This window comes from Rothia nasimurium (genome assembly GCF_928381415.1).
Lineage (GTDB): Bacteria > Actinomycetota > Actinomycetes > Actinomycetales > Micrococcaceae > Rothia > Rothia nasimurium_H.
This window is the reverse complement of record NZ_CAKMSF010000003.1, coordinates 16146-33988: the sequence shown is the minus strand read 5'-3', so window position 1 is coordinate 33988 and position 17843 is coordinate 16146. Positions and strand designations below refer to the sequence as shown.

The following is a 17843-nucleotide window of genomic DNA, read 5'->3' as shown; positions in this document are numbered from 1 at the left end:
AGCTCGTGCTTTTAACATCTATGCTGCTGGCCCTGGCTATCTCTGTGATGTCTCTGGTCGCGATTTCAGCGATTCGAGCCAAGATGATGGACCAACTCGATGACGAGATTACCGCCAGCTACAGCTACCTGGTCACTGCGGTCTATGCTGACCAGCAACTGTCACAGACCCAAGGGACTTTCATTCCCTATGAAGCATATTTACTAGATAGCGACGGAAATATCGTGAGGCCGGTGGCAACACTGGCCGATGAGTCATCCTCCCCTGTCATCTCTGGCCTAACCGCTGATAACGTCAAGCGCTACAACAAGGCAGCGCTGACGGTACGGTCAGCCAGCGGTCACACCGAATGGCGACTGATTGCCTTCCCGGTTGAAGACACCAACCAGACCCTGGTCATCGCAGCCCCCCTGACCCAGATCAACCAGACAGTAGCTATCGTGGGCGGCCTCACCATGCTCTTTGGTGTAGCTACCCTTCTTGCCTCCATCGCGCTGACCTGGGTAATTGTCACCAGGGCCTTTGAGCCTCTCGCCCGCGTGGAGCAGACCGCAGCCCAGATTGCCGCGGGTGACCTCTCCCAGCGTATTGAGAACTACAGCCCCTACAACGAGATTGGTCATCTGACCACTTCTTTGAACACCATGCTCTCGCACATTGAAGAGGCCTTTGACGCCCAAAAGAGGTCAGAGGTGAAGATGAGGCGTTTCGTGGGCGACGCTTCGCACGAACTTCGTACCCCGCTGGTGTCGATTCGGGGTTATTCTGAGCTCTACCGTATGGGCGGCCTGCCCAACGATGAGGCCGTGGCAATGGCTATGGACCGCATCGAGTCAGAGTCGAAGCGCATGGGCCAGCTGGTAGAAGACCTCTTGACCCTGGCTCGTCTCGACGAGCGTCGGGTTGCCGAGAACGCCCCGGTAGACCTGCTGAAGCTAGCTACGGACGCCGCTAATGACGCCTTCGCCTCGGCCCCCGACCGCACCATCGAGGTAGTGGGGCTAGAGGGCGCAGAAGCTCTTACTTCCCTGGTCTGGGGCGATGAGCAAAGACTGCGCCAGGTCATTGCCAACCTGATGACCAACGCGCTGCGCTACACCCCGGCGGGCTCCCCGATTGAAATTGCGGTCGGGTCGGTGCCGGGCGTTGATGGCACGTGGACGTCCGTGCTCCAGGTTCGTGACCACGGCCCGGGTATTCACGGTGAGGACGCAGAGCGCGTCTTTGAACGTTTCTACCGGGCTGATACCTCACGCACCCGTGAAACGGGTGGAACCGGTCTGGGGCTAGCAATCGTCGCTGCGATTGTAGGCCAGCATGACGGTACGGTACGGGTTGAAGAGACAGAAGGCGGCGGAGCTACCTTCACTATTCGCATTCCCCAGTACAGTGACCACACCGGCCCTATTCCGCTTGCAGCAGGTGAGCAGGTCTAGACCAGGCCTTATTCTGACGCTCTAGAAGTTTGGTCGGGGCTTTCTTGCCCTCGGCAGCTTGCTGCGCCTCTGGTGCAGAGCCGCTGGTGCAGAGCCCCTGTGGATAGCCGCTAGAAGCCGTCATAGAGACGTCATCACTGCACCATATTTTCTTCTAGAGGTGTGCAAAACCCCGCCCTGGCAGCTCAACTGCCGGGGCGGGGTTTTCCACAGGTACTCTTTTTCTTCCCGCCAGAGCTAGCTCCCCCGTAGGCTCAAAGGCATCAGGCAGCCCACCCTATCGGCACCTGGTACCCCTCATACCCCCTATTCAAAGGAGAGCCCCATGGCCCAGTTCAATGTCGATGCAGACCTCATTGCCAGCAAATCAGCCCAGGCCCGCGCCCAGGTAGAGACCATCGTTTCAGAGGTCAATGCCCTCACCGCCTCGCTCCAGGACCTTCAGGGGTCGTGGACGGGCTCGGCGTCCGCTAATTTCCAGGGCGTGCTCGCCCACTGGCGGGCTACCCAGCACCAGGTGGAAGAGTCGATTGCGCAGATTAACGAAGCGCTCTCACGAGCAGGCGTGAACTATTCAGAAACCGAAATGGCGAACGCTGCCATGTTTGTGGGTTAGTCTCTCGTCGCGGTGTCCTGGCGGTAGCGGAGCTTCCAGCTGCCGCCGGTGAGCACCCAGGTGCTTGAACGTAGCAGGGTTCCTCGTGCCGTAGGTACCTTCGATACCAGTAGGGCAGCATTCTGCCCCAGGGCAACCGAGGAAAGAATCTCAGGTGTTCCTGTTGCCGCGCAGGCCCGCTCCCGGTAGGCCAGGACGGTTGCCCGATCTGTTACCTGGCCGGTCGGGACGACCCAGGTAAGCTCAGGGTGCATCAGAGCCCCCACAAGCTTTTCTGACCCGTAGATAGAGGGCTTGAGCATCTGCTCTTCGTGAGCCAGGGCCTCGGCTACGGGGTCTAAATCGCTCTCGGAAGCCTGTGGCGCCAGACTTTGTTCTACACTCGCACCGTTCTGCTCAAGGCTTGCACTGTTCGCAGAGCTAAGACCACGCTTAGATCCCAAGCCTGGCCCGGTCTCTACCGGAGTGCCGTCGCGGTAGGCTTGGGCTGCCCGGTTAGCCCGTTCATCAGCGGCCTCGTTCAGAGGGTGGCCGGTATGCCCTTTCACCCACTCAAAGGAATAGCTCCGCCCCTGAATAGCCCGGTCGAGGGCCTGCATCAAATCGACGTTGAGCACAGGCTTACCGTCGCTTTTCTTCCAGCCCTTTTTCTTCCACCCGGGCATCCATTTAGTGATGGAGTTGATGGTGTACTGGCTATCGCAGATAACGTGCAGGTGCTCATCTGCCCGGTCTGCGGTTGATTCAAAGAGGTCAAGCACCGCTTTGAGCTCACCCATATTATTGGTACCGTGCTCCCAGCCACCGGCAGCCCAGTTGTCCCTATCGATATACCAGGCCCAGCCAGCGGGCCCGGGGTTACCCAGGGCAGAGCCATCGGCGGCAGCGATGATTTTTTCGGTCATAGTCCTCGAACTTTCAGGTTGCAGGCGCCTTTTATTCTACGCTCCGCCTCACCTGGGGCGTCACCGCTAGAATGGTCATCATGGTTCACCCTTCAGCTTCCGCCGGGTCAGCGAGCGCCCAGCTCACCCTTTTTAGCATGCCCGCAGAGACCCTCCGCACGGGTCACGGGGTGAGTTGGCTGGCTTATGTCGGTATTGAGGAGCAGGTGAAGGCCGCTGAATTCAAGAACCCGGACGAAGCGCTTGCCTTTGCTGCCCAGCACACCCTCATGCGGTGTATGGCGGCGACTCTGCTCGGGGTTAAGGCGACGGCGGCCGCAGATATAGCGGTAGACCGCACCTGCCTTTTATGTGGAAGCGGGCAACCCCACGGCAAGCCACGTATTGAGGGGGTCAACCTCAGCATGGCAAGGGCCCTAGGGCTGGCGGCCGGGGTAACCGGACCGACCGGGCTCAGTATAGGGCTCGATCTCATTACTGTGCGCGGTAGCTATTACGATAGCTTCGACCGCATCGCCCTCGCCGACTACGAAAAGCGGGTGGTGGCGTCCTTACCTGCCGCGGAAGCAGCCCTAGCCAGGCACCTGCTCTGGAGCGCTAAAGAAGCGGTACTCAAGGCTACCGGCTACGGCCTGGCATTAGCGCCCAGCACCGTTATGCTGGCGTTGCCGCCCCTACCCGCCACGCTGGAAGAAGCCCACGGGCTTACGGCTAGAGCTTCAGTACAGCTACCCGGTGAGGCCGAGTCTCGCACCTACTGGGTGACCTGGCAGGTTCACGAAGGCACCTACCTACTAGCTATTGCCAGCGACCAGCCCCATACCCTCACCAGCCACAGGGTTACAGCGCCGCTCATGGTGCGCCGGGCTCTAGAGCAAGAAATGCGCTAGAGCTCTAGGGAGCCCAGATTAAGCCCCAGGGCCCGGGCGAAGGTCCCCAGCTTGGTTGCGGTCTCAGCGTGCTCGTTAGCCGGGGTGGAATCTTTCACAATTCCGGCGCCCGCGAAAAGAGTAGCCTGTAGTGGAGCAACCTCAGCACAGCGCAAAACCAGGTACCAGCTCCCCTGCCCGTGGGCGTCCATGTACCCCACCAGACCGCCGAAGAAGCCCCGGTCGAAAGGCTCTAGCTCTTCAATCAGCCCCCGAGCCACCTCTGTAGGTGTGCCGCAAATAGCCGGGGTAGGGTGGATGGCTCGGGCTGCCTGCAGCGACGAGACACCGGGCAGCAATTGGCCGGTGACCGGCGTACTGAGGTGCCAGAGCTGGGGTGTAGAAATAAGTGAAGGTACGGCGGGCACATCCATCTGCACGGTAAGGGCCTCTAGCCGCTGGCTGATGTCATTGACCACCGTTGCGTGTTCGGCTCTGTCCTTAGCGGACCGCATGAGAGCCTCACCGATTTGGGCATCGTCGGTGCTCCCCGGGGCAGCAGTTCGGGCAGCGGAGCCAGCCAGGGGGACAGTTCGAAACGAGCTTCCCTCAGTCTGAAACACAAGCTCGGGCGAGGCGCCCATAAGGTAGTTTCCGTTGGGGAGCTGGGCACTAAAAACGGTAGCCCGCTGCTGCTGGGCACGCAGGGTGTCAAAGAGACGGGGCAGGTTCAGTTCTTGCTCGTACCGCACCCGTAGCAGGCGGGCCAAGACGACCTTATCGAGCTTCCCCCGGTTCATGAGTTCAACAGCTCGAGCCACAGAGGACCGGTAGCCCTCGTTATCTTCCCCATCTACTCGGCTTGGAGCAGGCTGTTCCATTGTGCCATCAGCGGGCAAGGGAATGTCTTCTCGCACCCAGCGGTCAGGGACGGCAAGCTGGGCCGGAGCGTCCGGGTCAAAAGGTATCAGTCCCACTACCGCTGAGCCCCGGCGCTGGGCCAGGATCAGGGCGTCTGCCTCGTCCACCGGAGTCAGGGCACCTTCGGCCCGTACTACGGTAGTGCCTTCAGCCAGCATAAAAGGCGAAGGCAGGGCAGAGAGCTGAGGCATTTTACTTTCTTTCACACTTATTCGGGGAGCGGAGTTGGGCTTCTTTCACCCTAGTACACAGGCCTGACGAGAGCCTAAAAATGGTGGCGCACTAGCGACTGCGATTAAGCAGCATAATCGTCTCGTAGTGGCTACTGTGCGGGAACATGTCCATTACTTGCCCCTGCACGGGCTCCATCGACGGCATGCTTTTGAGGTCTTTAACGAGAGAGCGCAGGTTGCAACTCGAGTAGATGACCTGGTCAATGCCGCTACTCTCAATCCAGTGAGAAAGCTGCGCCCCCAGCCCTCGGCGGGGCGGGTTCACAATCAGCATCTCGGGCACCTGGCCGCTACTGGTGGCGTAATCGGGGGCATCCTGGGCAATGAAGTGTAGACCCGCAAGTCCCCGTTCAGTGACGGTGCGCTGGGCAGAGGCAATAGCTTCGCTACTAATTTCAATACCGGTCACGGTAGCCCCCGTCGGCATGACCGCTGCAGCGTGCAGGGCGAAGCCTCCTACCCCACAGTAGAGGTCCCAGAGGCTGGCCGGTGCTGCTTCGCTAACCCAGGCCTGGGCCTGACGGTATAGGGCAGCTGCGATGGGGGTGTTGGTCTGGAAGAAGCTCTGGGGGCGCAGGTGCAGGGTCATATCGTTGACCTGCATGGGCAGGGTAGTGCGCTCGGTCAGAATAATTTCTTCGCTCCCCTCAACCAGGGCAACGTGTTCGCGCAGCAGGTTGACGCTCACTACCGCAAGCTGGGGTAGCTGTTCGTGAAGCCGGGGCAGTTCTCGTTTGAGCGCTACGATGAGTTTTTTGGAACGCAGAACGAAGCGGACCATCAGTTCGCCGCTATCGGAAGCGGTCACCAGAATGTTTTTCAGTTCCCCTTTGCGTTTCTGAACGTTGTAGGGGGTAAGGTCAGCCCGCTGGATTAGGTCAGCAAGGACGGGTATGGCTCGGCTAATTGCGGGCAGGTAAAGCTGGCAGTCGGTGAGGTCAATGCCTTGCCCCTGCCTGTCGAGAATACCGAGGGTGGGCTGCTGGGAGGTTCCACCTACGACCAGCTTGGCCTTGTTGCGGAAGGCTTGGTCTGCACTTGCTACGGGTGGGAGCCAGTTGAGGTTACCCCAGGGTTCGAGCAGGGTCTGGGCGTCATGCTGCTTACCCGCTAGCTGGTCGGCGTAGGGGGTTTCAAGTAGGGAGCATGAGCGGCAGAGGCAGGCATCGAAGTAGTGGCAACGCATAGCTTCACTATTTTACAGCCCTTGCCACCTGGCGTATAGGCGGGGCTTCGGGCAAAGAGAAACCGGCGCCTCGTTGCCGAGACGCCGGTTCCAGGAAAACACAATCACTATTAACTCTTAGCCACCTGCACCAAATGCAAGATCGCGATGGAGAGCCTCAGCGCTCTTCTTCTCGAGCTTGGTCCAACCGTCGGATGCGTAGGCAACAAGCAACATTGCCAGGAGCCCCACGATGATTGCGTAGAGAACAAGATCGACAATGGTAACCATATGCCTCACACCTTTCAGTTTCGCCTTTGATACTGATGAGTAAAAGTAAGAGAAGACCTCTTTAGTGATTTAAAGCATACCCATAGATAGATGTGAAGTGCAATACTATTATCTAAAATTTTTAGTCATATTTTCAGAGGGGTATAAAAAAGCTCCGCCGCTCCTTGCCAGGGGCAAGAAACGGCGGAGCTTACAGCACATGAGAAACCGGACGTGAACCGGTGCTCTCAGGCGGGCGTGATTACATCATGCCGCCCATGCCACCCATGTCGGGGGCAGCAGCTGCTGCTGCGGGTTCGGGCTTGTCGGCAACGACGGCCTCGGTGGTCAGGAAGAGACCGGCGATGGAGGCAGCGTTCTGCAGGGCAGAGCGGGTTACCTTCACGGGGTCGTTGATGCCTGCTGCCATGAGGTCTTCGTACTCACCGGTTGCAGCGTTCAGGCCGGTACCTGCGGGCAGGTTACGGACCTTGTCGACAACGACGCCGGGCTCCAGGCCTGCGTTGAAGGCGATCTGCTTGAGGGGAGCATCGATAGCGACGCGGACGATGTTGGCGCCGGTTGCTTCGTCGCCGGAAAGTTCCAGCTTCTCGAAGGCCTTAACGCCGGCCTGAATCAGGGCTACGCCGCCGCCGGGGACGATGCCCTCTTCAACGGCTGCCTTAGCGTTGCGGACGGCGTCCTCGATGCGGTGCTTGCGTTCCTTGAGTTCGACCTCGGTGGCGGCACCGGCCTTGAGAACTGCAACGCCGCCAGCCAGCTTGGCCAGGCGCTCCTGCAGCTTCTCGCGGTCGTAGTCGGAGTCGGAGTTAGCGATTTCGCCACGGATCTGGGCTACGCGACCCTCGATAGCGTCGGCATCGCCGGCGCCCTCAATGATGGTGGTCTCGTCCTTGGTAACAACAACCTTGCGGGCCTGGCCCAGCAGGTCGATGGTTGCGGTGTCGAGGGAGAGGCCGACCTCTTCGGTGATGACCTGGCCGCCGGTGAGAATAGCGATGTCAGCCAGCTGGGCCTTTCGGCGGTCGCCGAAGCCGGGAGCCTTAACAGCTACAGACTTGATGGAACCACGCATCTTGTTGAGTACCAGCAGGGCCAGGGCTTCACCCTCGACGTCCTCAGCGACGATCAGCAGGGGCTTGCCGGACTGCATGACCTTTTCGAGAACGGGGACGAGGTCCTTAACGTTAGAAATCTTGGAGCTAACGATCAGGATGTAGGGGTCTTCAAGAACAGCTTCCTGGCGGTCTGCGTCGGTGACGAAGTAGCCGGAGAGGAAGCCCTTGTCGAAGCGCATACCCTCGGTCAGTTCCAGGGTCAGGCCGAAGGTGTTGGACTCTTCGACGGTGATGACGCCTTCCTTGCCGACCTTTTCCATGGCCTGGGCAATCAGCTTACCGATTTCGGGGTCACCCGCTGAGATAGATGCGGTTGCGGCGATCTCTTCTTCGGTTTCAACTTCCTTGGCTGACTCCAGCAGCTCGGCGGTGACGGCTTCTACAGCCTTTTCGATGCCGCGCTTGAGGGAGAGGGGGTCGGCGCCAGCGGCGACGTTGCGCAGGCCTTCACGGACGAGGGCCTGGGCCAGAACGGTTGCGGTGGTGGTACCGTCGCCGGCGATGTCGTCGGTCTTCTTGGCGACTTCCTTGACCAGCTCTGCGCCGATCTTTTCGTAGGGGTCTTCGAGTTCGATTTCCTTGGCGATGGAAACACCGTCGTTGGTGATGGTGGGTGCGCCCCAGGCCTTCTCCAGTACAACGTTGCGACCGCGGGGGCCGAGGGTTACCTTCACTGCGTCTGCCAGGGTGTTTAGACCCTTTTCAAGACCGCGGCGTGCCTCTTCATCAAAAGCAATCAGCTTTGCCATATGGCTTTCGCTCCTTCTGGAACATTCGGGGTGAGCGCGATTCTTCGGTGCCCGCGACGGACGGCGCAGCCCGGCTTGTACTGCCATGGGGCAGGTGGGTGCGCCTCACCAGAGCATCGCTTCAGGTGTCTTACTCAAGAGCGGTTCGGCGGCTAAACCTAGCACATGATTTAGCAGTCGAAGCCTCTGAGTGCTAATACCAATCTTGGCACTTGAGCCCTAGGGGCGCAAACCTATTGCTCCCACAGCCGACCCTTAATCGCCCACAGCGCACAAGAGGTGCCGGGCAGGTCAGCGGTGGGCGGACGTCCGCTGAGCGTGAGCTAGCGGCCCTAGCCTAGCTGGTAGGTGCCGGTTGCCGAGTCGTAGATGTAGTTACCGGTGGGGTCCAGGTAGAAGGTAGCGGTGGCCGGGTCATAGCTATAGCGCTCTACCGAGGTAGGTGTGGATGAGGTAGAGGGAGAATCGGCTGCCCCGGTACCGCTGGTAGCAGAGTCCGTAGCTGATGAGGACGCCCCGGCTAGGCTGGTGGGGTCGAAGTCAGCTCCCAGAACCACGTAGACAAGGCCGGTCTCAGCCTGGTAGTCCTGGGCGATGGTGGGCAGGCCCAGGGTGTCAGCTATTTCGTTAGCTTCTGAGGAGGCCCCGGTGGCGAAGTAGACCAAAGACTCCGCTGTGTAGGCTCCTGCCCAGTTAGCGGTAGAGGTAACGGTGTAGCCGGCCTCTTCGAGGGCTGCGGTAGCCTGGGCAGCAGCGCCAGCAGGTGCACTGGAGTTATACACCTCAACGGTCACGCTAGAAGGGTTAGTGGTGGGAGTGGCTTCAGCGCTCGGGCTTACCGATGCGGTAGCGGTGGCACTGGTTGAGCCGGACGCCTCGGGGGCAGCGGTACGCGGAGAGACCACGTACATGGTGCCACCCACGATGAGGGCCAGCACGCCGCTGATAATAATTGCCAGTAGACCTGCGCGGGAGGTGGCGTTATCAACAGGGGCACCGCGATAGGCGCCTCGGCGGGAGGTGTTTTCGTCGATATCGTCGAACTCATCGCGGGGGTAGCTGTTCACAGACGTCCTCATTATCGTGCGCGGGGCGGGCTTTTAGTTACTAGGGTACACGCTAGGTGCCGGCGAAGCGGGCTCACGCTCACGCTCCCTACCGGCTAAGAGGCTTAGGTTAGGGCATCGCGCTTGAGGCGTAGGCGGCGGGTGAGAGCAGGTTCGGCGGCAATTGCTCTGGGATTATCGATGAGGGCGTTGAGCTGCTGGTAGTAGGCCACCGGGGTAAGCCCCAGGGTACGGGTAATAGCCTGTTCTTTGCTGCCCTGGTATTTGAAACGTTTTTTCTCAAGATTGAGAATTGCCGCTTCGTTCTCGGTGAGGCCCTCTTCGGGTTCGGTGGTCTCGCTACTCATCTCTTCACTTTCGGTGGTCTAGTCTTAGTAGGGAGAATACCGCACCGACGCCCAAGGAGTACCGTGCCTGCCCGCCCCCTGCATGAGATTATGTCCCCTGACTGGGCTCAAGCCCTCGCCCCGGTGGAACCCCAGATTCGAGCTATGGGTAACTTTCTGCGGGCAGAGCACGAGGCTGGGCGGGCAACCCTACCCCCGGGGGCCGATATTTTCCGCGCTTTCACCTACCCCATGAGCGAGGTGAAGGTGCTGGTGATTGGGCAGGACCCCTACCCCACTCCCGGCCACGCGATGGGTCTGAGTTTTTCGGTACGCCCCGAGGTGCGACCGATTCCTCGGTCGCTACAGAACATTTATAAGGAGCTCCAGGCCGACACCGGGCTGGTACCTCCGACTCACGGGGATCTTACGGCGTGGAGCGCCCAGGGGGTTATGCTCATGAACCGGGTGCTTTCGGTAGGGGCAGGTCAGGCGGGGTCGCACCGCAATCTGGGCTGGGAGCAGGTCACGACCGCCGCCATCGAGGCTCTGGCGCAGCGGGGCACGCCCCTGGTGGGGCTGCTCTGGGGTGCGGACGCCCGCAAATGCAGGCCCCTGCTCGGCGGCTACCCCTGTGTTGAGTCACCCCATCCGTCACCGCTGTCGGCCTCGCGGGGCTTCTTCGGCTCGCGCCCCTTTAGCCGGGTTAATGAGCTCCTGGTGCAGCAGGGGGCGCAGCCCGTGGACTGGGCACTCCCCCACTAAAACATAGCCATAGGGGCATATAGCTATGTCACACTCAGTTCCGCGAGCTCCTCGACCGTAAACGCCCTGTCATGTCATCCCACAGGTAAGTGCCGCACACAATCCCCGTGGCCATCAGCAGAACCGTCACCCCGGCGGCGGTGAGGCCCTGGCCCCCGGCAAAGACGTCCTCCCCTCCCAAAACCAGGTAGGAGGAGCGGAAAATAGTGAGACCCGGCAGCATAAACATCATGCCCGGAACATAGTAAATAGAAGCCGGACTATGCAAGAGATAGCCCAAGAGAGCCGCACTAAGCCCCACCAGGGTTGCCCCGGCCAGTATCTGCAAGCGTCCTCCCGCTTCGCCCATTATCGCCCCTACCCCGTAGTAGGCAGCCTGCCCCACCAAGGACACCAGCAGGGTCAAACAGATGGTCTGGGCAGAGCCTTGCCAGGCAGCTGCCGACATAGCGCTGCCCACAGCCATACCGGCTATAGAAACCCACAGGGGTGGCGGGCTAAAAACCGACCCTTGCACATCTAGGCTCGTGGCATCGAAATAGTTCATCACCGTCAGGGCCACCGCAATCCCCGCGATGATTCCGGTGAAGTTAGCTCCTGTAATCACGAACTTACCGGCCGCTGTGAGAGGGAAGCCGTGCAGGGCGTCCTGAACCGCTGACACTAGACGGAAGGTGGGCAAAAGCATCATCAGACCTGCCGCCACGATGTGCGGGGCAGACACATAGAAACCCCGGGTATAAAACCAGCCTGCGGAATCGGAGACCAGCAAGGCAAGTACCGTAATTGTTGCGGCTCCTGTGGCCATCATAAAGTAGCTGGGCAGGTTCAAACGCCCGGCCCAAACCAGCACAAAGTTGACCACGGTAAAGACGACCAACGAGGTAACCGCTGCCCGCCAAGACCCACCCACGCCCAGGGTGAAAGCACCGGCCATCAACAGGTTCCAGACCAACAAAACAGCCGGTGAATAAGGCTTCTTCTGCGCATTCACTTGAGCCAGACGGCGCTCGGCTCGCCCTCTCGTCACCCTGCCCTGGGCAATATCGTGCACCAGGCGGTAGAGCTGGTGCAGGGCCCGGTAATTCTCCGAAGTTGAGCGAACCACCCTCACCAGGGTCACCCCCAGCTTCTCAGCCCCCAACCCACCAGCTTCAGGCAGTTGGCCCCGCCCTGCCGCCTCGTCAAATTCAGAGACGTAGTTAATCACGATGGACTGGTAGGTGATATCAACCTCTACATCGTGAATACCGTACATAGCGCATACGGTCACGACGGCGGTATCTACGTCCGCAGCGTCAGCCCCGTAATGGAACATGGTCTCGGCCAGACGTAGGGCGAAAGCCAGAATCTCGTGGGTTTCTTCCTTCTGCCGAATCCGCTGCCGGTAGCGGGCTAAGGCCACCTGCGCCACCTGGCGCTGGGCCACACGGGCAAGGCCGCGAATAGGGACGGTCAGGGCTTGCTGGGGCTGGGCAAAAGACCGCAGACTACCAGCGCCCCGGCGGCGGGGACGCACCGGAGGTTGAGGCAGGGTAGCGGGGTAGGACGCCTGGGGAAGCTCTGCGGGCACCGGCAACTGGCCGGTCGTCGGGTTGGCGGCCTGGCCAGCAGACTGGCCCTGAGAAGGGGTGCGGGAGCAGCGGGCACCCTGGGAGCTGCCGCTAGCGGTCACGCTTTTCTTTCTGCTCGCTACCGTCAAGGGCCGGGCTGAGGTAACGCTGAATAATGTACTGCATGAGGTAGCTCCCCAGCACCACGCCCGAAGCCATGGACAGAATAATGGCGATAGCTGCCACCATACCTGGCACACCAGCATCGGAATTAGCCTCGACCGTGAAAAGGTAAAGGCCGCGGAATACTGAAAGACCGGGGAGGAGGAAGGTCAGGGCAGGAACATAGAAAATAGAGGCCGGGGCGTGCAGGCGGTAGGCCAAAAAGGTGCTCATCAGGCCGATAACAAGAGCTGCAAAGGCTGTATTGGCTCGGCCCGCACCGGCACCGAACAGAAGCGTGTAGCCCTGGTAGACCCAGAACCCGCAGGTGGCTATCAGCAGGATCCACAGCAGGGTACGCCAGCGGGCGTGAGTGGTCACGGCAAAAGCCAGGGAGGCCAGCATGAAGAAGGTATAGCTGACCCCTAAACTTGCTCCCACAAACCGCGTTTCGGTGATATCGAGTTCGCTCACGCCCAGCACCGAGAGTACAGCAACTGCTGAGGCTAGCCCCACCACGATACCCAGGAAAGACATGCCCGTTGAGACAAACTTACCCGCGGCTGTAAGCGGGAAGCCGTTGAGGGCGTCCTGCACGGTTGAGACCAGCCGGGCAGTTGGTAAGAGCATAATTAGCCCCGCCGCCACAATGTGGGGAGCAGAAACGTGAAAGCCCACCTGGGAGAAGATAGATGCCTCGTCCGATATATAAATAGCGGCGAAGGTGACCACACCAGCACCGGCAGCCATATTGAAGAAGCCGGGCATCTTAAGCTTAGAAATCAGACTGTTCACGAAGTGAATAGCCAGGAAGACGATACCGCCCACGGCGCCCGCTGCCAGGGACCCGCCCAGGGCCAAAACGAGCGAGAAAGCCGCCACGATATTGGCCAGCATAATGACCATGGGAGAGTAGGGCTTCTTGGCCGTATTGATCTTATGTAGGCGGCGCTCAGCCCGGTGGCGGGGAAGCCCGTCGGCGGTGATGTCGTTGATGAGCTTGTAGATATCGTCCAGAGCCGCGTAGTTCTCTGACCAGGAGCGCACCACGCGCATGACAGTGTGGCTAAAACGTTCCTTACCGGGAGTGGTTTCGCCCGACTCGCTCAGGTTAATAGCCCGGGTGCGGTCATCAACCTCGTCGATATCCGAGACATAGTTAATGATTACCGACTGGTTGGTGATGTCGATTTCTACATCGTCCAGCCCGTAAGCTGCGCACACGGCCACAATCGCCGAATCCACATCGACCGTGTCTGCCCCGTAGTGGAACATAGTCTCAGCCAGACGCAGGGAGAAGTTGAGAACCTCGCGGGCTTCCTCCTTCTCGCGCACATATTCGGCCCGGTGGGCAGCAGCGATGTTGAAGGGACGCTGGGCCAGGCGAGCAATACCCCGCATGGGCTTGGTCAGTGACTGGTCGGTGCTCACAAAAGATTTTAGGGAGGAGCGCACCCGCGAGGGGCGTTTAGCAGCAGGACGACGGGGCGATGCGGGCAGGGCAACGGTGTGGGGCCCAGCCGCTGAGGGGTAGGAGGCCTGTTGCAGGCCGGTAGCCTCATCCACGGTGGGAGTGCCCGCTGTGACCGGGCTGGTCTCTTCGTCAGGTTCAGCCGTCTGCAGGCTCAGGTCGGTAGCCGGGCCGAAGGCTGAGGGCACCTTGTAGCTAGTGGGGGCTGCTAAATCAAAAGCGGACGCCCGCGATTCAGCTACCCCGGTAGCAGTAGGGTCTACGGTTTCAGCAGGAGTATCAAAGGCGCTCTCCCCCTGCCCCAGGTGGGCTAGGCGGTTACGCAGCTGGGGGTCGCGCACCTCATCAAGCGACACAACCGGCAGGGGCCCCCAGGCCTGTGCGGACGAGGGGGCGGGGGCGTCCTGTCCACCGGCGTCCGCTCCCTGTGCAGGCTGCCCGGTACCCCCCTGCCCAGCCGCCGGGCTATCGCCCGGTACCGCCCGCGGCAGCAGAGCCGTCTGCCCAAAGGCCCCGGCCCCGGTGCCCTCCTCGCTAGGGGCCATATCAAACGCAGAGGCGGAAGGGTAAGCCTTTTGCTGCAAGGGAGTCTTGCTGGGGGTCAAAGGGATTACTCCTTCCGCCTCTTACGGTGAAAGTTGTTCAGGCACAGCGTCCGCTGTACCCAGATTGAACCGGGGTCGGTTTAGTAGAAAGGCTGGCCGGTCTTACGGACCCAGAGCTGGCGCATGACCTTCTCAACGGCCTGATTCCAGGCCTTGTACTTGACAGGTGAGAGCACCTGGTCCCAGACGCCAACGTAGTCGATGACGTCCTTGGTGAAGGAGGTCTTGAAGAGACCCAGGCCGTAGTGGTGGTGGTCCTTGTTCTTGAGCTCGCTCTTGGGCGGGGTGCCACAGAAGTCGTAGCTCTTGATGTCGAATTCCTTCATCAGGTCGGTCAGGGCGGTCCACTGCACCTGGTGGGAGTCGCCGTACTGCTTGCGGCGGGGCTTAGAGCCGCCGTCCTTGTAGGTGCCCTTCTCGCCGTAGCGGATCACGTAGGCGCCCACGGAGGGCTCGCCGTCCTCGTAGGTGAAGTAGAGGCGGCCCTGGCCAGCCTTTTCAAAGGTGGTCCAGAAATCGCGATAGTAGTCGTAGGAGCGCAGGTGCACATTGGCGTTGCCCTGACCCACGGTGTCCATGAGAGCGTACATCTTCTTCATGTTCTCTTCGGTCAGCGGCACGCGCTCAACCTCGCAGCCCTCGCGCAGGGAGCGGCGTACGGCGTTGCGTCCGCGAGATGAGAGAGATTTGAGGACGTCTTCTTCGCTCTTGTCGGTATCGAGAATCGCGGTGGAGTCATTGGGCTGGATATTCCAGCTCTTGACCAGGCCGGTCTTGGCCATAAAGGCGTTGATGGAGTCGTCCGCGATGATGTCGGGTTCAATCTTGACCGCGAAGACGCCCAGCTTCTCGCGCTTGATGAAGTCCTTGTTGGCATCGAGAATCGCGGGAATCTCTTCAACGGAGTTCACGCCGGGGCCCTTGATCATGTACCAGATTTTGCCGAGGGCAGGTACTGACTTTTCGAGGACCAGGTTGTAACTGGCAAAGGGAGCCTCTTCACCGTTGAGGACGGTGGTGCCTTCGTAGACCAGGTAGAGGGGCTTCCAGCCGTGCTTGGCCTTGACGGAGGCGAAGGACGCTGACTGCAGCAGATTGCCGCTACCGGGGCTGGCGATGACGTGCTCATCCCAGGAGGCGATTTCGGCGTCGGTAGCGAAGCGGGCTGTGAACTGTCGCAAGGTCCCTCTTTTTCTTTTCGGTGCGCGAGTGGGCGCGGGAAAGGTTTCAGCTTCCCAGTCTATCGACTGCGGGGCAGAGTATGCATCCTTTGGCAGCGTGAGATGAGCTGTCTTTTACGGGGGTCTATGTCAACAAAGAATTCTATGTCGTAGAAACCCAGGCATGCAGGGGCTAAAAATCAGGGCCAATACAATGAGCCCCTAGCCCAGTATCTAGAGTCCATAACCTAATATTTGCCTGCTTCCCGACTCGTGCCCGGTAACTTTCAATTTCTGTCAAAATCCAAATATCACCGGCACCTACCCCACTTTGGGCATGGTCAATGTAGGAGATTCCGTTCCCTGTCCCCTTCAGAAACCTGTTAATGAAATCTGCATTCCATTCAAAATTATGCAGGATATAGGGAGGCTCCGATAGGGCAGAAAGTTCCAGCCACCCTTGAAACTTCTCTGCAAGTGTTCGGCGCTGTCTTCCGTCCGGCAATTGGGCTATGTGATTTCCCGTTTCGATAACGGCTGTTACCGGAAGAATAAAGTGACAATCTGCCTTCTCTTGCAGGACCTTGAAACCTTCCGCTACTTCTTGCCTATCTTGGTCTTTGCCCGGAATCATCAGCAAGTTACAGAGGATAGACGTATCAATAAATACGGTTTGTTTCATGCTAAATCCCTAGTAAGTCGTTAAGAGCGCTGTAGTCAGGTTGTGAGGTCTCGGCATCTCGAAACTCATCTGCAACTACAGCCTTTCCTAAGGTTTTGCTTGCAAGAACCTGCTCAAAATCAGGGAAATCTACCAAGGGTTTAAGGAGGGATTTTCCAGTGTCCGGGTCTCGGTAACAGACTACAATGCTCTCATTGAGCCGGCCTTCTGCCGCGTCTAAAAGAGCCGGGCTATGTGTAGTTGCCAAAACCTTGAAATTTGGCCTTTTGCCGCTTTCTTCAACCAGGTGAAGCAAGCGGGATGCTTGGGAAGGATGAACTCCATTTTCCAGTTCTTCAATTACAGTTAGCGCCGCACCCTGTACTACGTTATTTTCACCCCACACCTTCTGGACAGTTCCGGCTTTGATATCAAGACTTTCACTAGCAGGTAATAAAGTAGCGGCTATGGCTAAGAAGCGTAGCAATCCATCGCTCATCTCCCGGGCAGGGGTTTGAAACTCTTTTTCCTGAAGAGCTAGCATTACCTCGTTCAGCTCGGTCTTCACGAAATTGATTCCGGTGATACCGTCGTCCACGATTTCACCTACCAACTTCTGAATATGGTTAAAAGTAGCAGGGTCTTGCTTACTTAAAGCTAGCAAGACAGCAGAGATGTTTTCACCGGTACGTTCCATATAACGAGGGTGCTCTCGGACGTAGTCTCGCATAAGATAGGGTACCGGGTCGAGGTGGAAGACAGAGAGAAGGGCCTGGCGCACAGCTGCGGCACCCTCAACTGCCGAACGAACACCCAGTTCGTCGCTGTATTGGAAACGGTCAATGAACTGTGTCAGAACTAGGCGGTTGTCCGCAAAAAGTGTTTTAGGGTTGTTGCCTTGTTTTCCGTTATGGTAGTAAGCTTCAAGGCTACCTGTTCTCTCTTTTTGACAAGAGTGGGCCTTGAACAGCTGCCTATTTGCTTCCCATTCCCTTCCACTGGATGGAAGTGCGGGACCGATTAATTCTTCACTAAGAATCCTGCACTCGCCTTCATGGCTTACACCAATTTTCAGTATATATCGGTGGTCATCTCCATCCATCTCAACTAGACAGCCCAGGGTAAAAGATTCTTCTCCGTGGGGGACTAGGCCGACGCTACCACCACGGATAGCCCCGCCTTCCCGTCTGCGCCCGTCAAGCGCATCGTTGATAAACTCGCCGCCAGCCAAACGGCTCAGGGCATCTAAAGCGTCCAAAGCATTAGACTTTCCAGTGCTGTTACGCCCAATCAGAAGAGTTGTATCTGCTAAAGGCAGAGTCTGCTCTTCAAATCCCTTAAATGAGGTCAGATGAAGTTCTTTAAGTTCTGCGGTCGTTCCCATAGGGTTAGCTTACTAGCTTGCATGGGAATCGGGTTATAGGCAGAAAAGTGTGTCCCCTGCAAGCACAAGACAACCAACCCCATAAGCTGACCAAAATCAAGTAATCCAAAACCCCAAATACCTGATAAGCAACCCACGTACCAAACGCAACGCAAAAACCAGCCGTAGCCAGCCCCGCAGGCCCGAACCCTGCGAACGTGCACCAAATCGCCAAACGTGCACCATACAAACGGACAGTCAGCGATATAACGCACGCTCACTCAAGAACACAAACAGCACAAGGGCTGCTGAGAGAGAATAAATAACCCCGACGCGAATCGGCCGAGCCTACGAGGACGTCGGAGCCCAGAGTCACCTCAAAACCTCCCGGTGTGGACACACTTTTT

At 58.9% G+C, this 17843-nt stretch carries 16 protein-coding genes; 4 read left to right on the top strand and 12 right to left on the bottom strand.

Features of this window, described 5'->3' with window-relative positions:
- The first annotated feature begins 20 nt into the window (after positions 1–20).
- Both L7A20_RS03740 and L7A20_RS03735 read left to right on the top strand, forming a co-directional pair.
- Entirely contained in the window at positions 21–1436 is a 1416-nt protein-coding gene (locus L7A20_RS03740; RefSeq protein ID WP_237222638.1) for a sensor histidine kinase, read from the top strand.
- A 325-nt stretch (positions 1437–1761) separates the two neighbouring features.
- Positions 1762–2052, top strand: coding sequence for a WXG100 family type VII secretion target (locus L7A20_RS03735; protein ID WP_237195082.1), 291 nt, complete (start codon positions 1762–1764; stop codon positions 2050–2052).
- Here the strand turns inward: L7A20_RS03735 and L7A20_RS03730 are convergent.
- A complete protein-coding gene (locus tag L7A20_RS03730) occupies positions 2049–2957 on the bottom strand; it encodes a ribonuclease HI family protein (protein WP_237222453.1) in 909 nt (302 codons plus the stop codon). The genes L7A20_RS03735 and L7A20_RS03730 overlap by 4 nt on opposite strands.
- An 80-nt stretch (positions 2958–3037) precedes the next feature.
- On the opposite strand from L7A20_RS03730, the gene L7A20_RS03725 reads away from it, so the two are divergent.
- Positions 3038–3847 (top strand): 4'-phosphopantetheinyl transferase family protein, encoded by an 810-nt coding sequence (locus L7A20_RS03725; RefSeq protein ID WP_237222452.1) that lies wholly within the window; start codon positions 3038–3040, stop codon positions 3845–3847.
- Here the strand turns inward: L7A20_RS03725 and L7A20_RS03720 are convergent.
- The 6 genes from L7A20_RS03720 to L7A20_RS03695 all read right to left on the bottom strand — a co-directional run bounded on the left by L7A20_RS03720 (position 3844) and on the right by L7A20_RS03695 (position 9717).
- Complete coding sequence (locus tag L7A20_RS03720) at positions 3844–4938, bottom strand: isochorismate synthase (RefSeq protein WP_237222451.1); 1095 nt, start codon at positions 4936–4938, stop codon at positions 3844–3846. The genes L7A20_RS03725 and L7A20_RS03720 overlap by 4 nt on opposite strands.
- Before the next feature lie 91 nt (positions 4939–5029).
- Positions 5030–6166 carry a 23S rRNA (uracil(747)-C(5))-methyltransferase RlmC gene (gene rlmC, locus L7A20_RS03715; RefSeq protein ID WP_237222450.1) on the bottom strand — a complete coding sequence of 379 codons (1137 nt, stop codon included), beginning with the start codon at positions 6164–6166 and terminating at the stop codon, positions 5030–5032.
- Between the two features lie 117 nt (positions 6167–6283).
- Positions 6284–6436, bottom strand: coding sequence for a hypothetical protein (locus tag L7A20_RS03710; protein WP_237205995.1), 153 nt, complete (start codon positions 6434–6436; stop codon positions 6284–6286).
- Between the two features lie 241 nt (positions 6437–6677).
- A complete protein-coding gene (gene groL / locus L7A20_RS03705) occupies positions 6678–8303 on the bottom strand; it encodes a chaperonin GroEL (RefSeq protein WP_135013265.1) in 1626 nt (541 codons plus the stop codon).
- Between the two features lie 332 nt (positions 8304–8635).
- On the bottom strand, positions 8636–9370 hold the full coding sequence (locus tag L7A20_RS03700; RefSeq protein ID WP_237222449.1) for a LytR C-terminal domain-containing protein: 735 nt from the start codon (positions 9368–9370) through the stop codon (positions 8636–8638).
- A 104-nt stretch (positions 9371–9474) separates the two neighbouring features.
- On the bottom strand, positions 9475–9717 hold the full coding sequence (locus L7A20_RS03695) for a DUF3263 domain-containing protein (protein WP_237185136.1): 243 nt from the start codon (positions 9715–9717) through the stop codon (positions 9475–9477).
- Positions 9718–9780: 63 nt separating this feature from the next.
- Here L7A20_RS03695 and L7A20_RS03690 point away from each other — a divergent pair, with 63 nt between their 5' ends.
- Positions 9781–10461 carry a uracil-DNA glycosylase gene (locus tag L7A20_RS03690; protein WP_272879208.1) on the top strand — a complete coding sequence of 227 codons (681 nt, stop codon included), beginning with the start codon at positions 9781–9783 and terminating at the stop codon, positions 10459–10461.
- A 34-nt stretch (positions 10462–10495) separates the two neighbouring features.
- Here L7A20_RS03690 and L7A20_RS03685 read toward each other — a convergent pair whose 3' ends face one another.
- From L7A20_RS03685 to L7A20_RS03665, 5 genes are all read right to left on the bottom strand, one after another.
- Positions 10496–12136: a threonine/serine ThrE exporter family protein gene (locus L7A20_RS03685; protein WP_237222448.1), complete on the bottom strand. Its 1641-nt coding sequence runs from the start codon at positions 12134–12136 to the stop codon at positions 10496–10498.
- A complete protein-coding gene (locus L7A20_RS03680) occupies positions 12126–14252 on the bottom strand; it encodes a threonine/serine exporter family protein (protein ID WP_237222447.1) in 2127 nt (708 codons plus the stop codon). The genes L7A20_RS03685 and L7A20_RS03680 overlap by 11 nt, the downstream gene beginning before the upstream one ends.
- Before the next feature lie 80 nt (positions 14253–14332).
- Positions 14333–15433 (bottom strand): lipid II:glycine glycyltransferase FemX, encoded by a 1101-nt coding sequence (locus tag L7A20_RS03675; RefSeq protein ID WP_237222446.1) that lies wholly within the window; start codon positions 15431–15433, stop codon positions 14333–14335.
- Between the two features lie 172 nt (positions 15434–15605).
- Positions 15606–16094 carry a hypothetical protein gene (locus L7A20_RS03670; RefSeq protein ID WP_237222445.1) on the bottom strand — a complete coding sequence of 163 codons (489 nt, stop codon included), beginning with the start codon at positions 16092–16094 and terminating at the stop codon, positions 15606–15608.
- A gap of 1 nt (position 16095) precedes the next feature.
- On the bottom strand, positions 16096–17457 hold the full coding sequence (locus L7A20_RS03665; RefSeq protein ID WP_237222444.1) for an AAA family ATPase: 1362 nt from the start codon (positions 17455–17457) through the stop codon (positions 16096–16098).
- Positions 17458–17843: the final 386 nt, after the last annotated feature.